Here is a 20,388-nt window from a genome sequence, read left to right as displayed (position 1 = left end):
CGGTTTAATAATCCGCAAAGATACGTTTATTTATTGGGAGTTTCTGTTGAGCGCTTGGTTACTAAAAACACTCCTAAAAAGATTAATAATGCTGCTCCTATTTTAATCAAATCTAAATGGTCACTACCTACAATCAAAGCATAAATAGCTGCCACCACTGGTTGTAAGTACATAAAAACACTTACTGTAGTTGGTTTTAACTTTGATAAAGCGAATAGGTTAAACAAATAAGTAATACAGGTAGTAAACAATACTACAAAACCTACTTTCAAATAGATAGATGTTGGCATCATTTGCCATTGTACTTCTAACAATTCAGAAAAACCGAAGGGAAGCACAAGTATCAACCCAAAAAGATATAACCACTTTACAAAAACAATAGGATTGTATTTTGTTATCAGTTTTTTAACAACAACCAAATACATACCATACGATGCTGCATTAATGAATACTAAGAAATTCCCTAACACCATGTTGGTTGCATCTCCTTTAAGCGGATTCCCGTAAGCTATTAAAACTATGGCTCCCACCATACCAACAATAACTCCTGCAATTTTTCTTAAAATTAGCTTTTCTTTTAAAAGAATACTCGCAAAAATCAACACTAAAATAGGTGTGGTTACCATCATTACTGATGCATTGATAGGTGTTGTATAACTCAATCCTTTAAAAAAAGTAAGCATGTTAAAGGCAATTCCAAAAAAGGCTGCCATTGCTACTCGTTTGTAATCTGCTTTTTCAATAGACGGCGCTTTTACAAAAAGCCCTAACAACCAAAAAACTACAGTAGCTCCTCCAACACGAATTAATATAAACCCAAAAGGCTGAACATACCCTTCCATCACTTCCTTAGCAACAGTAAAAGTAATTCCGTAAATAAGTGTCGCGATAGATGCTGCTGTAAGTGCTAACGCTCTTTGGTTCATTTTTATGGTTTTAAAAACAAATGCAAAGATGATGATAATTTTATTCTTTTCTACTACTTTTTTATCCTATACCGTTCTTTAAATACCCTATTTTTAAAACTAAAAAAGCACTGCAAATGCAGTGCTTTTCCCTTTGGCTGATTAACTTTTGATTAGTCCACTAAAGGTGGTATTCTTAATACTTGTCCTGGATAAATTTTATCAGGATGTGTTAACATTGGCTTATTAGCTTCGAAAATTACTGGATACTTCATTGCGTCATCATAAAATTCTTTCGCAATTTTACTTAATGAATCGCCACTGACTACTGTATGGAACTGAGCCATAGCAGCTTCTTCGATTACTTCAACTTCCGCAACCGTCATGTTATCTTCTACAGAAGCAATACCCTCTGTGTTACCTACTACTAAAACTACTTTTTCTTTAGTAGCTAAATCCGAAGCTTCACCTACTACTGTAGCTTTATCTTCATCTACATTAATAGCTAAGTTTTCAACAGAAAGCTCTAGTTTTTTTACTGCATCTACTAATTTTGCAGCTTTTTCTGTAGCTTCTTCTTCAGTTGTTTTTCCGATACCGAAAACTTTTGCTCCGGCATTTTTAATAAATGAAAAAATTCCCATTCTCTTTTTTGATTTTTTGTTAATATTCTTTTTACTGTCTGACTAAGATACAATTTTTATACCAAAAACTCTACTCCTTAAATAGTTTAAAAGAATTCTCTTTAACAAAAAAAGCATCCCAGTAATAGGATGCTTAATCTATTTATTTTACTGCTCTTTTTACTCTTTATTAAAAGAGTTCCAACCTTGCGCTTTTAGTTCTATTTCTTGACTAGCACGAGTTATTAAATTCATTCCTTCGTTTTTTTCGGTAATATGACCAATAACCGTAAAATTAGGGTTTCCTTTTATTTTGTCATAATCATCTATAGAAGCTGTAAACAATAACTCATAATCCTCTCCTCCGCTTAAAGCTATCATCGTACTATCCATGTTAAACTCTTCAGAAGTAGAAATTACTTGAGGATCTAAAGGTAATTTATCTTCATAAATTTTACACCCTGTTTTACTTTGCGTACAGATATGCATAATTTCAGATGATAATCCATCAGAAATATCAATCATAGAAGTAGGTTTCACCTCTAATTCTTCTAATAACTTAGGAACATCTTTACGTGCTTCTGGTTTTAATTGACGTTCAATTATGTAAGTATATTTACTTAAGTCTGGTTGACTTTGAGGGTTTACCTGAAACACTTGTTTTTCACGCTCTAACACCTGTAAACCTAAATAGGCTCCACCTAAATCACCAGAAACAACAATTAAATCGGTAGGTTTAGCTCCACTTCTATATACAATATCTTCTTTTTTAGCTTTACCAATAGCTGTGATAGAAATTAATATTCCTTTCGTTGAAGATGTTGTATCTCCTCCAATTAAATCTACTTGATACGTATCACATGCTAATTGTATTCCTGCATATAATTCCTCAATAGCTTCTAATGGAAAACGGTTAGACACAGCAATTGACACTGTAATCTGTTCCGCATTCGCATTCATAGCATACACATCTGATAAGTTAACCATTACCGATTTATACCCTAAATGTTTTAAAGGCATATAACTCAAATCGAAATGCACACCTTCTACCAATAAATCGGTAGTAATTACAGTTTCTTTATCTGATGCATTAATTACAGCTCCATCATCTCCAACTCCTTTCACTGTTGACGAATGATACATTTTAAAGTGCTTTGTCAAATGGTTTATTAATCCAAACTCTCCAAGCTCAGCTAACGAAGTTCTTTCTTGGTTTTTATCTTCTAACATGCTGCAAAGATAATGACTAGCAAACAAACACACCTATTTTACTTAGTGTAATCTCCACAAAATAAAAAGTTTTTGTATGTTATATGAGTAGTTAATTACTTAATTTAGTGCTTTAAAACCCCCATTTATGAAAAACCTTAAATTTCTATCTGTTTTAGTTGGGCTATTATTTTTAATTTCTTGCTCGTCCTCTTCAAGCGAAGCTCCAGTAGAAACCAATAAATCTACATGTTCTAATGGTAAAGCTGGAATTTACTCATGTGATAACTATGATTTATTATTAAACATTCCTTTAAGTACATTTAATGCAATTAGCGGAAGTGATTGTTGGGGGTGGACAGACGAAACCACCAACAAGGAATACGCTATTATGTGTGTAGATAACGGAACTATTTTTGTAGACATTACTGACACAGAAAACCCTGTTTATTTAGGCAAACTTCCTACTGCGACTATAAGTGAAGATTGGTGGGATGTAAAAGTTTATAACAATTATGCTTTTATTGTTAGCGAAGCAACAAACCACGGCATGCAAGTATTTGATTTAACCAAACTAAGAGACATAACTAATCCACCTATTACATTAACAGCTGACAAGCACTTTACTGATTTTGGTAGTGCTCACAATATAGTTATTAATGAAGACTCTGGTTATGCATACCCTGTTGGCACAAATAGATCTGGAACATATAAAGGAGGCCCTTTATTTATCAACATACAAAACCCTATAAACCCAATAAGTGAAGGTGGATGGGGAATGGATAACTATAGTCATGATGCACAAGTAGTAACCTATAATGGACCAGATACAGACCACACAGGTAAAGAAATATTAATAGGAAGTAACGAAAATGAAGTTGTAATTGTTGATATTACCGATAAAGCCAACCCTATAAACATTTCTAAAATTTCATATACAAACGTTGGCTATACACATCAAGGTTGGTTTACTGAAGATCAAAAATATTTTATTTTAGGAGATGAGTTAGATGAACAAAATTTTGGTCATGATACAAGGACTATTGTTTTTGATTTTTCTGATTTAGATAACCCAAAGGAACACTTTATATATACAGGACCTACTTCAGCAATTGATCATAATGGATATATTAAAGGAAATACTTTCTATTTAGCCAACTATACCGCTGGTGTTCGTTTTATCAATATTTCAAACATTGAAAGTAAAAATATTTCTGAAACAGGATATTTCGACACTTATCCTGAAAATGACAACGCTAACTTCAATGGAGTCTGGAGTGTGTACCCTTACTTTAAAAGTGGAAAAATTGTGGTAAGCGATATCAATAGAGGTTTATTTATCCTTAAAAAACAATAAATGCTCAAAGAACTCTCATTATTACTTTTCGTATTAATCATTTACAGCTGTAATAAAGATGATGGCATACAGCTTAACCCTACTTTAACAACTCCTGAAGTTAGTTTAGTCAAAACTCTCGGGGGCTCAGTAAATGAAAGTGGTAGAAGTGTAATTAATACTATTGATGGAGGATATATTGTAGCTGGTTTTACTCAAAGTATTGATGGAGATATAGAAACCACCAAAAACACAATTCAATATGATTTTTGGGTTTTAAAATTTGACACAAACGATAATCTTCAATGGCAAAAGACCTATGGGGGTTCAAAAGACGACAAAGCGTTTAAAATTATTCAAACAAATGACAATGGTTTTGCTATTGTAGGTTACGGAAAAAGTGATGATGGAGATGTAGAGATCAATCAGGGCTTTGATGATGTTTGGATATTAAAACTAGACAGTAACGGTATAGTAGTCTGGAAAAAAAACACTGGTTTCTCTGGAGCGGATCAAGGTTTTTCAATCATTCAAACTTCTGATGGGGGTTATTTTGTTGGCAGCATTCTAGACGTTACAGCATCTGGAGGTTTAGGTAATTCAAAACAAGCGGCAAAACATGCTGGTGGAGACTACTGGGGTATTAAACTCAATACTAACGGAGGTATTGAATGGAGAAAATACTTTGGAGGAACAAATACTGATACTTGCTACGACATAGCAGAAGCTACTGATGGTTATTTATTAATTGGTTCTTCTGACAGCAATGATGTAGATATAAAAAACAACAAAGGTTCTTATGATTTTTGGGTTGTTAAAACTGACAAAAACGGAAATTTACTTTGGGAAAAATCTTTTGGTGGTACAGAAATTGATGAAGCTAGAGCAATAACAAAAACCAATGATGGGAATTTTATTATTGTAGGAGATACACGCAGTTCTGATAAAAATATTTCACAAAACAATGGAGGAGCCGATTTATGGGCGATAAAAATAACTAGTCAAGGTGAGTTACTTTGGCAAAAGAACTATGGTGGTTCAAGTTTTGATGTTGGTCGGTCGATTAAAAAGACTTCAAACGGAAACTTTTTAATATCTGGAAGTTCAAGAAGTGCTAACAACAATTTTACCAATAAAGGTCAAAATGACGCGTTAATTATGAAAATTGATACAGATGGAAACCTCCTGTGGCAAAAAACCATTGGAGGAACAGAAATAGATTTTTGCTACGATGCTGTTGAATTAACAAACGGAAACATTATTGCTGTTGGCGAAAGCAGCAGTAATAATCAAGATATAATAACAAATAAGGGGTTTTCAGACCTACTAATTATCAAACTAAAATAATAAATGAAATATTTTTTAACTCTCTTCCTTAGTGCATTACTATTTTCTTGTAGCTCAGACAATGATGAGTCTATCAAAGAAGTTTCAGTAAAACTAAAATTCAGTCAAAATTGGGATGGTACTTTAATTGAAAAATCTGACTTAGAAAACACCGAATTCACCAACAAAACAGGAAGCAAACTTTCTATAAGTAGGTTACGCTATTTAATCTCACGTATTAGCCTTGTTAATGGCGCGGGAGACACAACCAAATTTGATAGTTACAAACTAATAGACTCAAGTAAACCAGATAGTTTAACCTACGCTCTTTCTGAAAAAGTATCAGAAGGAAGCTATAAGCTACTTTTTACTTTTGGTTTTAACCATAATGACAATAAAAGCGGAGTATATCCAGACCTAAACTCTGCTGATTGGAATGTACCCGATATGATGGGGGGAGGGTATCACTACATGCAACTAGACGGTAAATACAAAGACACTTTAGGAGTAGAAAATCCATATAATTTTCATGCTGTAAGAGCTTACGATAAAGAAAAAGACTCTGTTTTAGACACTTCTTTTGGAATTGAAACTGGTTCTATCCTATTAAAAAACAATGCTACTATAGAAATAAAAATGAATGTAGCTGGGTGGTTTAAAAGTCCTAATGATTGGGATTTAAACGAAAAAAGTGTTGATTTGATGATGGATTTTGAAGCTCAGAAAGAAATTTCTGAAAATGGGAAAAGTGGTGTATTTAGCTTAGGAAATATTTCTCAATAAAATGATAAAAAAAAGTATACATCTTACTTTACTACTACTTCTTTTACTCAATTGTTCTTCAAAAGGAGAAGAAGAGAGTGTATACACACCTGTTCAAACTAGTTTAAAAATCCCGGAGTTATTTCAACAAAAATTAATTGCTCCTGTTACTCCAACCAACAATCCTTTAACCAAAGAAGGCATAGCCTTGGGCAAAAAATTATTCTTTGATCCCATTTTATCAAAAGATAACACACAATCTTGCGCTAGTTGTCACGATCCAAAAAATGCTTTTACAGACGACACTCGTTTTAGTGAAGGGATTGACGGTAAATTTGGAACACGAAACTCAATGCCGCTATTTAATTTAGCTTGGAACTTCGATGAACGTTTTATGTGGGATGGAAAAGAACTCAGTATAGAGCGTCAAGCATTCTCACCTGTTCGTAACCCAATTGAAATGCATAGTGATTGGAAAAATATAGCTAAAAAACTACAAGAACATACTGAATACCCAACGCTTTTTCAACAAGCTTTTGGAGCTTCTAAAATAGACTCAACCTTAGTTACCAAAGCAATCGCTCAATTTGAAAGAACCTTAATTTCAGGGAACTCAAAATTTGATCAATATCTTTTGGGTAACATTGAATTGACTCCTGAAGAACAAAACGGATTCAATGTTTTTATGGAGGAAACTCGTGGCGATTGTTTTCATTGTCATGGAAGCGACAACAACCCTTTATGGACAGACAATAAATTCCATAACAACGGTTTAGATGAAACTTTTACTGATTTAGGATTAGGTGCTGTTACTGGTGACCCTAATGACAACGGGAAATTTAAAAGCCCATCCTTACGAAACTTAAAATTCACTGCCCCATACATGCACGATGGACGATTTGTCACTTTAGAGGAAGTTATTAACCATTACTCTGAAGGATTAAAACAATCTTCTACAATTGATCCTTTAATGAAAAAAGTAAACCAAGGAGGTGTACAACTCTCAGATAAAGATAAAGCCGACTTAAAAGCTTTTCTTTTGAGTCTTTCAGATGATGATTTTGTAAACAATCCTAATTTCCAACAATAATCTTCTAACAATCAATTAGTAGATTTAAAGTATAAACAATTTTTATCGCTTAATAACTATATTCATTTCAAAAAATGATATAAATCATATTTTGTCATTATCTTTGCAGTCACTTAGATTTAATCTATTTAAAACGATGATAAAAGTTTCAGACACAGCAAAAAAGAAAGTCATTGAACTAATGACTGATGACGGATTTGATACCACAACCGACTTTGTTCGTGTTGGAGTGAAAAGTGGCGGTTGTTCAGGATTATCATACGACTTAACTTTTGACAAAACCCAACAAGAAAACGATAAAGTTTTTGAAGACAACAACGTAAAAATTGTTGTTGACAAAAAGAGTTTTTTATACTTAGTTGGAACAACTTTAGAATATTCTGGAGGTTTAAACGGTAAAGGATTCGTATTTAACAATCCTAACGCTAACAGAACTTGTGGTTGTGGAGAGAGTTTCTCTCTATAAGCCTTACATCACAAAAAGAATACAAAAAACTGATGAGTAAATACACCGAGGACGATTTAAGAGAAGAATTAAAAACCAAAGAGTACGAATATGGTTTTTATACTGATATTGAAAGTGATAAGTTTCCTAATGGGATAAACGAAGATATTGTTCGTGCCATTTCTAAAAAGAAAAACGAGCCAGAATGGATGACTGAATGGCGTTTAGAAGCTTTTAGAATTTGGAAACAAATGGAAGAGCCAGAGTGGGCAAATGTTACCTATAAAAAACCGAGTTTTCAAGATATTTCTTACTACTCAGCACCTAAACAAAAACCCAAATTAAACAGCTTGGATGAGGTTGATCCTGATTTACTAGCTACGTTTGAAAAACTTGGAATTTCTTTAGATGAGCAAAAAAAATTAGCGAATGTAGCAGTTGATATTGTAATGGATTCTGTTTCAGTAGCTACTACTTTTAAAGAAACCTTAGCTGAAAAAGGGATAATTTTTATGCCAATTTCTGAAGCTATTCAAGAGCATCCAGAATTAGTAAGAAAATACATTGGTTCGGTAGTACCTCCAACTGACAACTTTTACGCTGCGTTAAACTCGGCTGTATTTTCTGATGGGTCTTTCTGTTATATCCCTAAAGGAGTTCGTTGCCCAATGGAGTTATCTACCTACTTCCGTATTAACGAAGGAGGAACTGGTCAATTCGAACGTACCTTAGTTGTTGCAGATGAAAGTAGTTATGTTTCTTATCTAGAAGGATGTACTGCTCCACAACGTGATGAAAACCAATTACACGCAGCAGTTGTTGAGCTTATTGCTTTAGACGACGCTGAAATAAAATATTCAACAGTTCAAAATTGGTTTCCTGGAGACTCAGAAGGTAAAGGAGGAGTATATAACTTTGTTACCAAAAGAGGTTTGTGCGAAACCAATGCTAAAATTTCTTGGACGCAAGTTGAAACAGGATCAGCAATTACATGGAAATATCCAAGTTGTATCCTTAAAGGAAATAATTCTGTAGGTGAATTTTATTCAATCGCTGTAACCAACAATCATCAACAAGCTGATACGGGTACTAAGATGATTCACTTAGGAAAAAACACCAAATCAACTATTATATCTAAAGGAATTTCAGCTGGAAAATCACAAAACAGTTACCGTGGTTTAGTTCAGGTAAATTCTAGAGCAGAAAATGCACGTAACTTCTCACAATGTGATTCTTTATTAATGGGTAATGAGTGTGGTGCTCATACTTTTCCTTATATCGAAGCAAAAAATAAATCAGCTCAAATAGAACACGAAGCTACGACTAGTAAAATTGGTGAAGATCAATTATTTTACTGTAACCAACGTGGTATTGATACTGAAAAAGCTATTGCATTAATTGTTAATGGGTTTAGTAAAGAAGTATTAAATAAGCTTCCAATGGAATTTGCTGTAGAAGCTCAAAAATTATTAGAAATTTCGTTAGAAGGTTCTGTAGGATAATTAACCTAATGTGTTAATTATAAACACAACAATTATTAAAAATTAAACGTACGCTTAAAGCCAATAGTATAAGAACAATGTTAAAAATAGAAAACTTACACGCACAGGTAGAAGACAAAGATATTCTTAAAGGAATTAACTTAGAAGTAAAAGCAGGAGAGGTTCATGCGATTATGGGACCAAACGGTGCAGGTAAAAGTACCTTATCATCTATAATTGCTGGTAACGAAACTTACGACGTAACTTCTGGTTCTATCGAGTTAGAAGGTGAAGATATTAGTGAATTAGCTCCTGAAGAAAGAGCTCATGCTGGTGTATTCTTATCATTTCAATATCCAGTAGAAATTCCTGGTGTTACTGTTACTAACTTTATTAAAACAGCAATTAACGAATCTCGCAAAGCTCAAGGGTTAGAAGAAATGCCTGCTAAAGATATGCTTAAAAAGATTCGTGAGAAATCAGAATTATTAGAAATCGATCGTAAATTCTTATCTCGTTCTTTGAACGAGGGATTTTCAGGAGGTGAGAAAAAACGTAATGAGATTTTTCAAATGGCCATGTTAGAACCTAAATTAGCTATTTTAGATGAAACTGATTCTGGTTTAGATATTGATGCTTTACGTATTGTTGCTAATGGAGTTAATAAATTAAAGTCTAAAGATAACGCTGTAGTAGTTATTACTCACTATCAACGTTTATTAGAATATATCGTTCCTGATTATGTACATGTTTTACACAATGGAAAAATCGTTAAAACAGGAGACGCTTCCCTTGCTTTAGAGCTTGAAGAAAAAGGATACGATTGGATTAAAGCAGAGTTAAAATAGTTAGAAAAGTTGAAAAGTAAAAAGTGAAAAGTAGCCCTGTAATAATAAGCTTCTTTTCAGTTTTACAAACTTTTATACTTTATAAACTTTACAACTAAAAACAATGGAGTTGAGAGAAAAAATATTATCATCATACGTAGCTTTTGAAGACAGTGTAAACATCAATTCAGATTTACATGAAATAAGAACAAAAGCACTACAAAATTTTGAAAAACTAGGCTTTCCTACTAAAAAATTAGAAGCTTGGAAATACACTTCTTTAAATTCAGTTTTAAAAGAAGACTATAGTATATTTCCTGATAGAGATGCTTCTATAGAGTTTGCTGATGTAAAAAAATATTTCATCCATGAAATAGATAGCTATAAAATAGTTTTTGTAGATGGAAAATACAGCTCTTTTTTATCAACTACTACTCATGATGGAAAAGATATTTGTTTATTATCTGCCGCTTTTTCAAAAGAAAAATACAAACCTATTGTTGAAAAATATTTTAACAAAATAGCAAAGCAAGATAATTTAACTTCTTTAAATACTGCTTTTGCAACCGAAGGTGCGTTTATTCACATTCCTAAGAATGTTGAAGTTGAAAAACCTATTCAAATAATTAATTTTACTACAGGTAAAGAACATGCAACTATGTTACAACCTCGTAATTTAATTATTGTAGAGCAAAATGCACATGTTCAAATTATAGAACGTCATCAAAACCTTAACAATAATGCTGTATTAACAAATGCCGTAACTGAAATTTATACAGACACACATGCTACAGTAGATTATTATAAGATTCAAAATGACAATAATGATGCTTCTTTAGTTGACAATACATATATTGAGCAACAGAAAGAAAGCACTTGTTCTGTACATACTTTTTCTTTTGGTGGTAATATTACTAGAAACAACTTAAACTTCTATCAAAAAGGAGAACATATTAATTCTATTTTAAAAGGAATTACTATTATTGAAGGAAAGCAGCATGTTGACCATCATACACTAGTAAACCATATAGAGCCAAACTGTGAAAGTCACCAAGATTACAAAGGTATTTATACTGATCGTTCTACTGGTGTGTTTAATGGTAAAGTTATTGTTGAAAAAGAAGCACAAAAAACAAATGCTTATCAACAAAACAACAATGTTTTAATAAGTGATAAAGCAACTATAAACGCTAAACCTCAATTAGAAATTTTTGCTGATGATGTAAAATGCTCTCATGGTTGTACTATCGGTCAATTAGACGACCAAGCATTATTTTATATGCAGCAAAGAGGTATTCCAAAGAAAGAAGCAAAAGCTTTACTTATGTATGCCTTTGCAAATACTGTTTTAGAAAGTGTTAAAATACCAGAAGTTAAAAAAAGAATTACCAAATTAATTGCCAACAAATTAGGCGTTAACATTGGTTTTGAACTATAAAACAAACAAAAGGCATTATTAAATATAATGCCTTTTTAATTCTTTAAATGTTATGAAATATAAGTTTTTAAAAAACTTATCAACTCCTTATCCATATTTATTTCATACCAAAAGAAATCTTATCATTGCTTCTATACTAAGTATAGTAATATTCCTAATTAACTATTACTTTTCTCAAAATACTGTTACAAACAATTTTTATCCATGTTTAACGGCTAGCATAGTTACTTTTTTGAGCATCTTATTTTTTACTGAATTGGTGCCCAACGTTTTTTTTACTTCTGAAATTAAAGAAAGTTGGAATATTTTAAGAGAATTTTTCTTTACTCTTGGTATTCTTATTTCAATAGCTCTTTTTCAAAATAGTTTTCTATATCCTTTTAAAAACAGTATTGATAACAACTTTTTTTTGAGTCTTATCAATACTTTCTCTTATGTTATTCTAATTGGTACCATACCTATACTGATTATTATTTGGATAAACTATGTCGTCATTTTAAAAGAAAATTTAAGAAGCGTCAAAGCATACAATAAAGAGCTAGAAAAGGAATTAAAACAAAAGGATAAAGAAATTGTTTTATCTATAAAAACGAATAATGTAAATGAGACATTAATTCTTGATTTAGCTACTTTTTTATTCGCTAAATCTGAAGGAAATTATGTAGATGTGTACACTCAAACTCTTAACTCTGTAGACATAAAACCATACAGAATATCTATTCAAAAACTACTTAATAATTTATCTAACTACCCCTTTATTTTAAGTACACATCGTTCTTACATAATTAATATTAAAAATATTAGAAGAACCTCTGGAAACGCAAGAAATTATAAAATTTCATTTCCCAATGTTTCCCATGAGGTTCCTGTATCTAGAAATAAATTTAAATTATTTAAAGAGAAGTTTGACAAGTTTTATAAATAGAGTTTACAACGTGTAACCTACTCCCATTCCAAAAAACAACCTTGAATCAAAACCTCCTGGTCTAAACCTTCCGCTATCAGCAACTCCTTTTAGCGAACTCCAAACATCGAAGGTTATAGTTATTCTATTAAAAGTATAACCTAGAGAATTTATCATTCCGTAATTAAAGTAAGAATATGAGTTTTTATACTTTTCATATATCTCTAAATGATCTATATACAAACTTCCTTTAGACTTTAAGTTAGTATAGCCAAAAAGGGTTGAATTGACATATAAAACCTCCTTTTATTAAAAGGATAAAAACTAAAATCTACCAAACCAACAACAGATAAGTCTCTGGTATAACCATCAACAAAACCTGTAAACATATTTTCGTCTTCATTAATAAAACTGTTTTGATAAGCTGCTCCTGCCATTAAGGTAATCTTCTTACTTTCTAACAATTTTCTTTTCGCTTTAAAAACAAAACCATAATGTTTTCCGAAACTTGCATTAATTATATCAGTCGTATACCCCAATTCTAATTTCCACTTTCTTGTAGTATCGTGTTCTTGAGCATTCATAAAAAAACTACTTAACAATACTATGTATAAAATTTTCTTCATTTTTTTCTTATTCAATAATTTGTAATCCTTTTTCAAACCCTTTTATTGGGCTATTTCTATGAGAAGTATTTTCTAATCTTTCGTAACTAAAATTAAAATCATTATAGTTACTCAGTTTTAGTCGCTTGACCATTGCATCAAATGATGCGTTCATACCTACTCCCTCTAAGTCTCCCATAGCCATGTAAAAAGATTTGCCCTCTAACAAACTAAATTCCTTAGCTTTTTCCTCTAAATCGAAAATAAATGAGTTATACCACATTAAATTAGGGCTTACCACAATTGCATTATCAAAAGGGTTTTCTTGTTCTTCTTGCAGCATAACATATAAAGCAAAATAACCTCCAAGTGAATGTCCATAAATTGTTTTTGTTAAACTCTTTATTTGATAATCTTCTTCAATCACAGGGATTAACTCAGAGTTTAAAAAGCTAATAAACTTCTTTGCTCCTCCTGAGTCTCCATCAAAATCTCTGTCATACGGGTAAGAATAATCTGTACCTCTTTCATTATCGCCCGCATAACCTATGCTCACTATAATGGTATTTTCTTTTTTTTCTAAGCTTAACATTTGCATACATTCATTGTAATAATCGTCACCATCAAGTAAATAAACCACGTGATAATCTTTAGTTACATCAGCTTCTTCAATGCTTCCTATTTTAACAGTATACTTAAAGTTTGTTGAGTTAGATTTTAGAGTAAATTTTTGCTGTTTAATATTAGAAGGTAAATCTTCTTCAGTACAACTCATAAAGAAAAAGAGTATAAAACTTAAAAATACAAAAGGGCTTTTTGTGTAAGAATGCGTAATCATTTTTTTATGTTTTTATTAATCCGCATCAAAAATATCTCTCTCCCCTGCCTTTAAATATTGTAAAAAGATATATGGTATGAAATGTTCTTTATTTGTGACAAATGGACTCTTTGTAGTATAATTTATATAGTGATTTTTCTTTTAAACCTGATGAAAGACCTTTATTTATTATGAAGAAACCCATTAAATCGATATTACTAATCGCTGCATTGTAATTCTTGTGTATGGAATTTATACACTTATTCAACCAGAAACATAAAATTCTATTGGCGATGTTGACTTGGTCAAAGCACAAAACAACACTAATTCTTACATTACCATTACTATTGGTATTGTTGCTATTGCTATAAGCTCATTTACTGGTAAAAAATTACAATCACTCTTTCACAATTTGAAAACCATTTTTTATGAGTGGTTTTTTACTTCTATAAAATTTTATGTAATGAATTAAACTTATCCACGTCAAAAGTATCGTGAACTAATTTATTTACTTAAAATTTAAAAAATGCGAAAAACAATTACTCTATCTTTTACCTATTTGCTAATTTTTGTGAGTATTCAAACACAAGCACAAACTGATGTATATGATGCTTTATTAAAAACCTATGTGGATTCTCAAGGTAATGTGGATTATAAAGGACTAAGAAAGAATCGTGCGGTTTTAGATATTTATATAAAGCATTTAGATAACACTATACCTAGTAATAAATGGTCACAAAATCAAGCTAAGGCTTTTTGGATTAACGCATACAATGCTTATACTATTAAGCTAATTTTAGATAGTTATCCTTTAAAAAAAATTACCGATATTAAACGTAAAGGAAGAAATGCTTGGAAAATTCCTTTTGCTGCTGTTGGTAAAAAACTATACTCGCTAGATTATATTGAACATAAAATACTCCGTAGATGGCATGATGATCCAAGAATTCATGTTGCCTTAAATGCAGCATCTAAATCTGGACCTCGATTTGTAAATTTTGCTTTTACTAAAGATAATATAGAAGAAAAATTAGAAAACTTAATGAAAGCTTTTATAAACGACTCCACAAAAAATAAGATTACATTAACTAAAGTTGAAGTTTCGAAAATATTTCAATGGTACCAAGAAGACTTTACTTCTCGTAATACCTTGGTAGACTATATAAATAAGTATTCTGACATTAAAGCTAACGACAATGCCGAAGTCGTATACCTAGATTATGATTGGAGTTTAAACAATAAATAGGTTATGCTTAAAAGATGAAAAACAGCAAGTGTTTTTCATCTTTTTATACATGCTGATCTATTAAAATGGTGTTTCCATCAGGATCGAAGAAAACAATACTCGCAGGTCCTGAAGTATCTTTGTCTACCTCTCTTTTCAATTTGATGTGGTTTTCTTTTAAATGTTGTTGAATGGTTCTTACATCGTCAAAATCGTCTAACACATTGGCGCTTTCATCCCAACCTGGATTAAAAGTAAGGATATTATTTTCAAACATACCCTGAAATAATCCAATTAATGAGTTTCCATTTTTCATAATCAAATAATTCTTTTCTATTTGGCCTGCAAAAACAGTAAACCCTAACATTTCATAAAAATCTTTTGATTTATCAATATCTTTCACTGATAAACTAATTGAAAAAACCCCTAGTTTCATAATCTTATAGTTTTAATTTCTTTCCTCAAAAGGGATAACAATCCCTTTTTCTACATAATTTTTTAGTCCATTTAACAACAATGCCCAACAATAGGAAGAATGTTTAAAGTGATCGTTTTGCTCAACCCATCCTTTATGAAAAAAATGCACCCAAGTTACTCCTTCATCTTTTTCGAACAAGTCAAAACCGAAAGTTGTTGGATTCCAATCATCATCTGATTTACTCATTTTTATGTAAAAAGAAGTATTCTCTTTACATTGAACTACTTCACCATACCAATCATAAGCTCCACCAAAAAAAAGATTGTATTCTGCGCCTACTTTAGGAGTTCCTGTGCATTTAAGTGGCCACCAATGTATCAAATCGTCTGGATTTGTAATGACTTTAAAAACTTTATTAGATAACTCTTTTATAGGAAAGTTATGGTAAACGGTAAATCCTTCCTCAGTAACTTTCATAATCAGTTGATTTTATAGTTATTAAAGTTACTAAAAATTTAAACAAAAAAATCCTGCACTTTCGTACAGGATTTCATATCTATAAAACCAAATTTTGGTTTACATTTCTAAAGCTTTGGTAGGGTTGTTATCCATTAAGATTTCTACTGGGTTTTCTAACGCTTCTTTTACAGCTACTAAGAAACCAACAGATTCTTTACCATCAATAATTCTATGATCGTACGATAACGCTACATACATAATTGGTTGAATCACCACTTCTCCATTCACCGCCATTGGACGATTTACAATGTTGTGCATTCCTAAAATTGCACTTTGTGGAGGGTTTATAATTGGTGTAGACAACATAGAACCAAATACACCACCATTTGTAATTGTAAACGTACCTCCTGTCATTTCATCAACAGTAATCTGTCCATCACGAGCACGAATTGCTAAACGCTTTACTTCGCTTTCAACACCTCTAAACGTTAAGTTTTCAGCATTTCTAATTACTGGAACCATTAATCCTTTTGGCCCTGATACTGCAATTGAAATATCTTGAAAATCGAATGACACCATTTCTTTACCATCAATCATTGAGTTCACAGCTGGATACATTTGTAATGCACGTACTACTGCCTTTGTAAAGAAAGACATAAAACCTAAACCTATTCCGTGTTTTGCTTTAAATTCTTCTTTATACTCGTTACGTAAATCGAAAATTGGTTGCATATTCACCTCGTTAAACGTAGTTAACATAGCTGTTTCATTCTTTACCGAAACTAAACGCTCAGCAACCTTACGACGTAACATTGATAATTTTTTACGCTCTGTACCACGAGATCCCATTCCTGGAGTTCCCATTGAAGGCACTGCCTTTACAGCATCTTCTTTAGTTACACGACCGTCTTTACCAGTTCCTTTAACATCAGATGCACTTATTCCTTTTTCAGCTAATACTTTTTTAGCTGCTGGAGATGCTGTGCCTGTAGCGTATGTTTCTTTAGCGGGTTCAGCTTTAGGTGCTTCTTTTTTCTCTTCAGTTTTTGGTGCTGCTTCTTTAGGTGCTCCAGCTCCTTCTGGTTTTGCGGCATCCATATCAATATGACAAACTACTGCACCTACTGCTACTGCATCACCCTCTTCAGCTTTTAAAGTGATTATTCCGCTTTCTTCCGCAGGCAATTCTAACGTTGCTTTGTCAGAATCTACTTCGGCAATTGGTTGATCTTTCTCAACGTAATCACCATCTTCAACTAACCAAGTTGCAATTTCTACTTCTGTAATTGATTCCCCCGGAGAAGGAACTTTCATTTCTAAAACCATCAGTTCTAAATTTTATATATCTGAATTATTTTATTTCTTTTATTTGGACGTTCCCTATCGGGTCGGGCTTTTCGAGCTACATGGTAGCTTACTACAATCCCTAACGCATTATTTGTTTTTTAATCAAAAACCTTATCTATAATAGCCTGGTGACGTCTTTTAAAACGTGCACTTGAACCTGCTGCTGGTGCCGAACGGTATTCTTCTGAAGCACATTCTAACCTAGCTAATTCAAAACGTTCTAACATATAACTCCAAGCTCCCATATTTTTAGGTTCTTCTTGAGCCCAAACATAACGCTCTACATTTAGGTACTTATCCATTACTTCTTTAATTTTATCATTGTGTAATGGGAACAATTGCTCTATACGAACTAAAGCAACGTCTTCTCTTCCTAACTTTTCGCGTTCAGCTAATAAGTCGTAATAGAATTTACCTGTACAGAACACTATTTTCTTAGCTTTTGAAGTATCAATAGTGTCATCAATTACCTCTTGGAAAGTTCCGTTTGCTAAATCTTCAATAGGGTTTACTGCTTTTGGTAAACGTAATAAACTTTTTGGTGTGAAAACAATTAATGGTTTTCTAAAATCACGCTTCATCTGACGGCGCAAAATGTGATACATGTTTGCTGGTGTAGAACAGTTTGCTATTGTCCAGTTATCAGTTGATGATGATTGTAAGAAACGTTCTATTCTTCCTGATGAGTGTTCTGGCCCTTGACCTTCATACCCGTGAGGTAGTAACATTACCAATCCGTTTTGTAACTTCCATTTATCTTCTGCCGAAGAAATATACTGATCGAACATAATTTGTGCTCCGTTGGCAAAATCACCAAACTGAGCTTCCCAAATTGTTAATGTATTTGGTGCTGCCATTGCATACCCGTAATCAAACCCTAACACCCCATATTCTGATAAGTGAGAGTTGTAAATTGTCATCTCTCCTTTACTCTTAGGGTTTGTGTTTAGTAAGTTTACACGTTCTAAAGTTTCTTCATCACGCATAATTGCATGACGGTGAGAGAATGTTCCTCTTTCTACATCTTCTCCAGAAATACGTACATCATAACCTTCTTCTAATAAAGTACCATACGCTAGGTTCTCAGCAGTACCCCAATCTAGCAAATTATCTTCAAACACCATTTTTTCACGACCTTTTAAGATACGTTCAGCTTTACGTACAAATTTGTGTCCTTCTGGCGTTTTTGAAATTACCCTTGCAATACCTTTTAAATCTTCTATGGAATAAGTTGTATCAACAGGCTGTAACATTTCTTGTAATTGCTTTCGTACAAACCCATCCCATACATCTGGCATGAACTCCTGAATTTTAGACGTTTCTTTCTTTTTAGACTCTGTGAACTCAGCTTCTAAATGTGTCTTAAATTCATCTGTAATTTTCTGTAAGTAGTCCGCTGTTATGCTTCCCTCTTCAATTAATTTATTTGCATAAATTTCTCTTGCATTTTTATGCTTAGAAATTGCTTTGTATAATTTTGGTTGTGTAAATCGTGGCTCGTCTCCTTCATTATGCCCGTACTTACGGTATCCTAACAAATCAATAAAAATATCTTTGTTGAATTTCATACGATATTCAACTGCCATTTCCATTGCATGACATACAGCTTCTGCATCATCCGCATTTACATGTAGTACTGGAGACAAGGTTACCTTAGCTACATCAGTACAATACGTACTTGAACGAGCATCTAAATAATTGGTTGTAAAACCTACTTGATTATTTACTACAATGTGGATAGTACCTCCTGTTTTGTATCCGTTTAATTGTGCCATTTGCACAACTTCGTACACAATTCCTTGGGCTGCTACAGCTGCATCACCATGTACTAAAATTGGAAGTATTTTATTTTCGTTTCCTTCATAGTCTTTCTCTATCTTAGCTCTAACAATTCCTTCCGCTACTGCATCAACTGTTTCTAAGTGAGATGGATTTGGCACTAAGTTCATCTTCATCTTTTGTCCACCTTGATACGCTTTACTTAAGGTTAAACCTAAATGGTACTTAACATCTCCATCTATGTCTTGATCTTCGAAATCTTTTCCTTCAAATTCGCTAAATAAATCGCGAATTGGTTTTTTGAAAATATTTACTAAAGTATTTAAACGTCCACGGTGTGCCATTCCTAACACACACTCTTCTACTCCATATTCTTCAGCTGCATCTCGTAACGCCACACTAACTCCAGGGATCAATGTTTCTCCTCCTTCAACAGAGAATCTTTTTTGACCTACATACTTCGTTTGTAAAAAGCTTTCAAAAGTTGAAGCTTGATTTAGCTTTGTAAGAATATACTTTTTAGATTCTACATCGTAACTAGGATGGTTTGCGTTTTTATTCAAACGATCGTTCCACCATTTTAACTCTTCAGGGTTTCGTACATACATATACTCAACTCCTATACTTTCGCAGAAAACAGACTTTAAGTAGTTTATGATTTCAGCTAGACTTTTAGCCCCTATACCTAAAATTTCTCCTGCACTGAAAACCTTAGATAAATCTGATTGATTTAACCCAAAATTCTCAACATCTAATGTTGGGGTGTAGGTTCTTCTGTTTCGTACTGGGTTTGTTTTGGTAAACAAATGACCACGGGTACGGTAACCGTTGATTAAATCGATTACTAAAAACTCTTTACGTACTTCTTCAGGGACTTCTACCGAAACTTCTTCATCTGTTAATGAGTAATTCTCGTTAGCCAAATCATATCCTTGAAAGAAACTTCTCCAACTTGGTTCTACCGCATCAGGATTTTTTTGATATTGTTCATACAAATCACCTATAAAACCTGCATGTGTTGCGTTTAAGAACGAAAACTTGTCCATATATTTTGTTATACTTTTCTATCTATAAGAATAATGGTGACAAAAGTACAACTTTTACGAAAAAAACCATTCCTTTTTAGTCTAATTTTAAACTCTTTAACGAGTACTGTCTTTTTGTTAAATTTCAGTTAAAAGCATCTTTTTTTAAAAAATAAATCCCTGAAATTCAGAAATAATAAAAATCACATGCGTTTTTTATTAAAAATAATTTGCAGATATAAAAAAACTCCTTAAATTTGCACTCGCATTTTAAGACACATGTGTTTTAAATTCCTCCTTAGCTCAGTTGGTTAGAGCATCTGACTGTTAATCAGAGGGTCCTTGGTTCGAGTCCAAGAGGGGGAGC

General features: G+C 32.5%; 20 protein-coding genes and 1 tRNA gene. 11 read left to right on the top strand and 10 right to left on the bottom strand.

Annotated features, from left to right (window positions below):
• Positions 1 to 26: 26 nt before the first annotated feature.
• The 3 genes from MK851_RS14360 to thiL all read right to left on the bottom strand — a co-directional run bounded on the left by MK851_RS14360 (position 27) and on the right by thiL (position 2,758).
• Complete coding sequence (locus MK851_RS14360) at positions 27 to 926, bottom strand: DMT family transporter (RefSeq protein ID WP_320244535.1); 900 nt, start codon at positions 924 to 926, stop codon at positions 27 to 29.
• Positions 927 to 1,078: 152 nt separating this feature from the next.
• Positions 1,079 to 1,549 (bottom strand): peptidoglycan-binding protein LysM, encoded by a 471-nt coding sequence (lysM, locus tag MK851_RS14355; protein ID WP_320244533.1) that lies wholly within the window; start codon positions 1,547 to 1,549, stop codon positions 1,079 to 1,081.
• Between the two features lie 159 nt (positions 1,550 to 1,708).
• Positions 1,709 to 2,758 carry a thiamine-phosphate kinase gene (gene thiL / locus MK851_RS14350; protein ID WP_303510377.1) on the bottom strand — a complete coding sequence of 350 codons (1,050 nt, stop codon included), beginning with the start codon at positions 2,756 to 2,758 and terminating at the stop codon, positions 1,709 to 1,711.
• Positions 2,759 to 2,885: 127 nt separating this feature from the next.
• On the opposite strand from thiL, the gene MK851_RS14345 reads away from it, so the two are divergent.
• The 9 genes from MK851_RS14345 (at position 2,886) to MK851_RS14305 (ending at position 12,367) form a co-directional block, all read left to right on the top strand.
• Positions 2,886 to 4,094: a choice-of-anchor B family protein gene (locus MK851_RS14345; RefSeq protein WP_320244532.1), complete on the top strand. Its 1,209-nt coding sequence runs from the start codon at positions 2,886 to 2,888 to the stop codon at positions 4,092 to 4,094.
• Positions 4,095 to 5,420 carry a hypothetical protein gene (locus tag MK851_RS14340; RefSeq protein WP_320244531.1) on the top strand — a complete coding sequence of 442 codons (1,326 nt, stop codon included), beginning with the start codon at positions 4,095 to 4,097 and terminating at the stop codon, positions 5,418 to 5,420.
• 3 nt (positions 5,421 to 5,423) lie between these two features.
• Complete coding sequence (locus MK851_RS14335) at positions 5,424 to 6,182, top strand: MbnP family protein (protein ID WP_320244530.1); 759 nt, start codon at positions 5,424 to 5,426, stop codon at positions 6,180 to 6,182.
• Between the two features lies 1 nt (position 6,183).
• The gene (locus MK851_RS14330; protein ID WP_320244528.1) at positions 6,184 to 7,251 is read left to right on the top strand and encodes a cytochrome-c peroxidase; all 1,068 of its coding nucleotides are present in this window, start codon (positions 6,184 to 6,186) and stop codon (positions 7,249 to 7,251) included.
• Positions 7,252 to 7,387: 136 nt separating this feature from the next.
• Positions 7,388 to 7,717 (top strand): HesB/IscA family protein, encoded by a 330-nt coding sequence (locus MK851_RS14325; protein ID WP_115899898.1) that lies wholly within the window; start codon positions 7,388 to 7,390, stop codon positions 7,715 to 7,717.
• Between the two features lie 32 nt (positions 7,718 to 7,749).
• On the top strand, positions 7,750 to 9,198 hold the full coding sequence (gene sufB, locus MK851_RS14320; protein WP_303510365.1) for a Fe-S cluster assembly protein SufB: 1,449 nt from the start codon (positions 7,750 to 7,752) through the stop codon (positions 9,196 to 9,198).
• 77 nt (positions 9,199 to 9,275) lie between these two features.
• Positions 9,276 to 10,025, top strand: a complete 750-nt coding sequence (gene sufC, locus MK851_RS14315; RefSeq protein ID WP_303510363.1) for a Fe-S cluster assembly ATPase SufC — start codon at positions 9,276 to 9,278, stop codon at positions 10,023 to 10,025.
• A gap of 103 nt (positions 10,026 to 10,128) precedes the next feature.
• Positions 10,129 to 11,442, top strand: coding sequence for a Fe-S cluster assembly protein SufD (gene sufD, locus MK851_RS14310; RefSeq protein WP_303510361.1), 1,314 nt, complete (start codon positions 10,129 to 10,131; stop codon positions 11,440 to 11,442).
• A 52-nt stretch (positions 11,443 to 11,494) separates the two neighbouring features.
• Positions 11,495 to 12,367, top strand: a complete 873-nt coding sequence (locus tag MK851_RS14305) for a LytTR family DNA-binding domain-containing protein (RefSeq protein WP_320244524.1) — start codon at positions 11,495 to 11,497, stop codon at positions 12,365 to 12,367.
• Between the two features lie 3 nt (positions 12,368 to 12,370).
• On the opposite strand, the gene MK851_RS14300 is transcribed toward MK851_RS14305, so the two are convergent.
• From MK851_RS14300 to MK851_RS14290, 3 genes are read right to left on the bottom strand one after another with little or no spacing between them, the layout of a single operon-like run.
• Positions 12,371 to 12,589, bottom strand: a complete 219-nt coding sequence (locus MK851_RS14300) for a hypothetical protein (protein ID WP_320244522.1) — start codon at positions 12,587 to 12,589, stop codon at positions 12,371 to 12,373.
• Positions 12,590 to 12,603: 14 nt separating this feature from the next.
• Entirely contained in the window at positions 12,604 to 12,972 is a 369-nt protein-coding gene (locus tag MK851_RS14295; protein WP_320244520.1) for a hypothetical protein, read from the bottom strand.
• Positions 12,973 to 12,979: 7 nt separating this feature from the next.
• Positions 12,980 to 13,789, bottom strand: a complete 810-nt coding sequence (locus MK851_RS14290; RefSeq protein WP_303510356.1) for an alpha/beta hydrolase — start codon at positions 13,787 to 13,789, stop codon at positions 12,980 to 12,982.
• 505 nt (positions 13,790 to 14,294) lie between these two features.
• Between MK851_RS14290 and MK851_RS14285 the strand changes: the two genes are divergently transcribed.
• Positions 14,295 to 15,014, top strand: coding sequence for a DUF547 domain-containing protein (locus MK851_RS14285; protein ID WP_303510354.1), 720 nt, complete (start codon positions 14,295 to 14,297; stop codon positions 15,012 to 15,014).
• 43 nt (positions 15,015 to 15,057) lie between these two features.
• Here the strand turns inward: MK851_RS14285 and MK851_RS14280 are convergent, their stop codons facing one another.
• The 4 genes from MK851_RS14280 to MK851_RS14265 form a co-directional block, all read right to left on the bottom strand.
• Entirely contained in the window at positions 15,058 to 15,429 is a 372-nt protein-coding gene (locus tag MK851_RS14280) for a VOC family protein (protein ID WP_303510352.1), read from the bottom strand.
• 12 nt (positions 15,430 to 15,441) lie between these two features.
• Positions 15,442 to 15,888, bottom strand: coding sequence for an SRPBCC family protein (locus MK851_RS14275; protein ID WP_303510350.1), 447 nt, complete (start codon positions 15,886 to 15,888; stop codon positions 15,442 to 15,444).
• A gap of 99 nt (positions 15,889 to 15,987) precedes the next feature.
• Positions 15,988 to 17,196 (bottom strand): 2-oxoglutarate dehydrogenase complex dihydrolipoyllysine-residue succinyltransferase, encoded by a 1,209-nt coding sequence (odhB, locus tag MK851_RS14270; protein WP_303510347.1) that lies wholly within the window; start codon positions 17,194 to 17,196, stop codon positions 15,988 to 15,990.
• A gap of 119 nt (positions 17,197 to 17,315) precedes the next feature.
• Entirely contained in the window at positions 17,316 to 20,042 is a 2,727-nt protein-coding gene (locus MK851_RS14265; protein WP_303510344.1) for a 2-oxoglutarate dehydrogenase E1 component, read from the bottom strand.
• Between the two features lie 271 nt (positions 20,043 to 20,313).
• Between MK851_RS14265 and MK851_RS14260 the strand changes: the two genes are divergently transcribed.
• Positions 20,314 to 20,387: transfer RNA gene (locus tag MK851_RS14260), tRNA-Asn, on the top strand.
• The last annotated feature ends 1 nt before the right edge of the window (position 20,388 follow it).

Origin of the sequence: Tenacibaculum sp. 1B UA (assembly GCF_033978845.1) — a bacterium.
Classification (GTDB): Bacteria; Bacteroidota; Bacteroidia; order Flavobacteriales; family Flavobacteriaceae; genus Polaribacter.
This window is presented reverse-complemented; position numbering and strand designations above follow the sequence as displayed.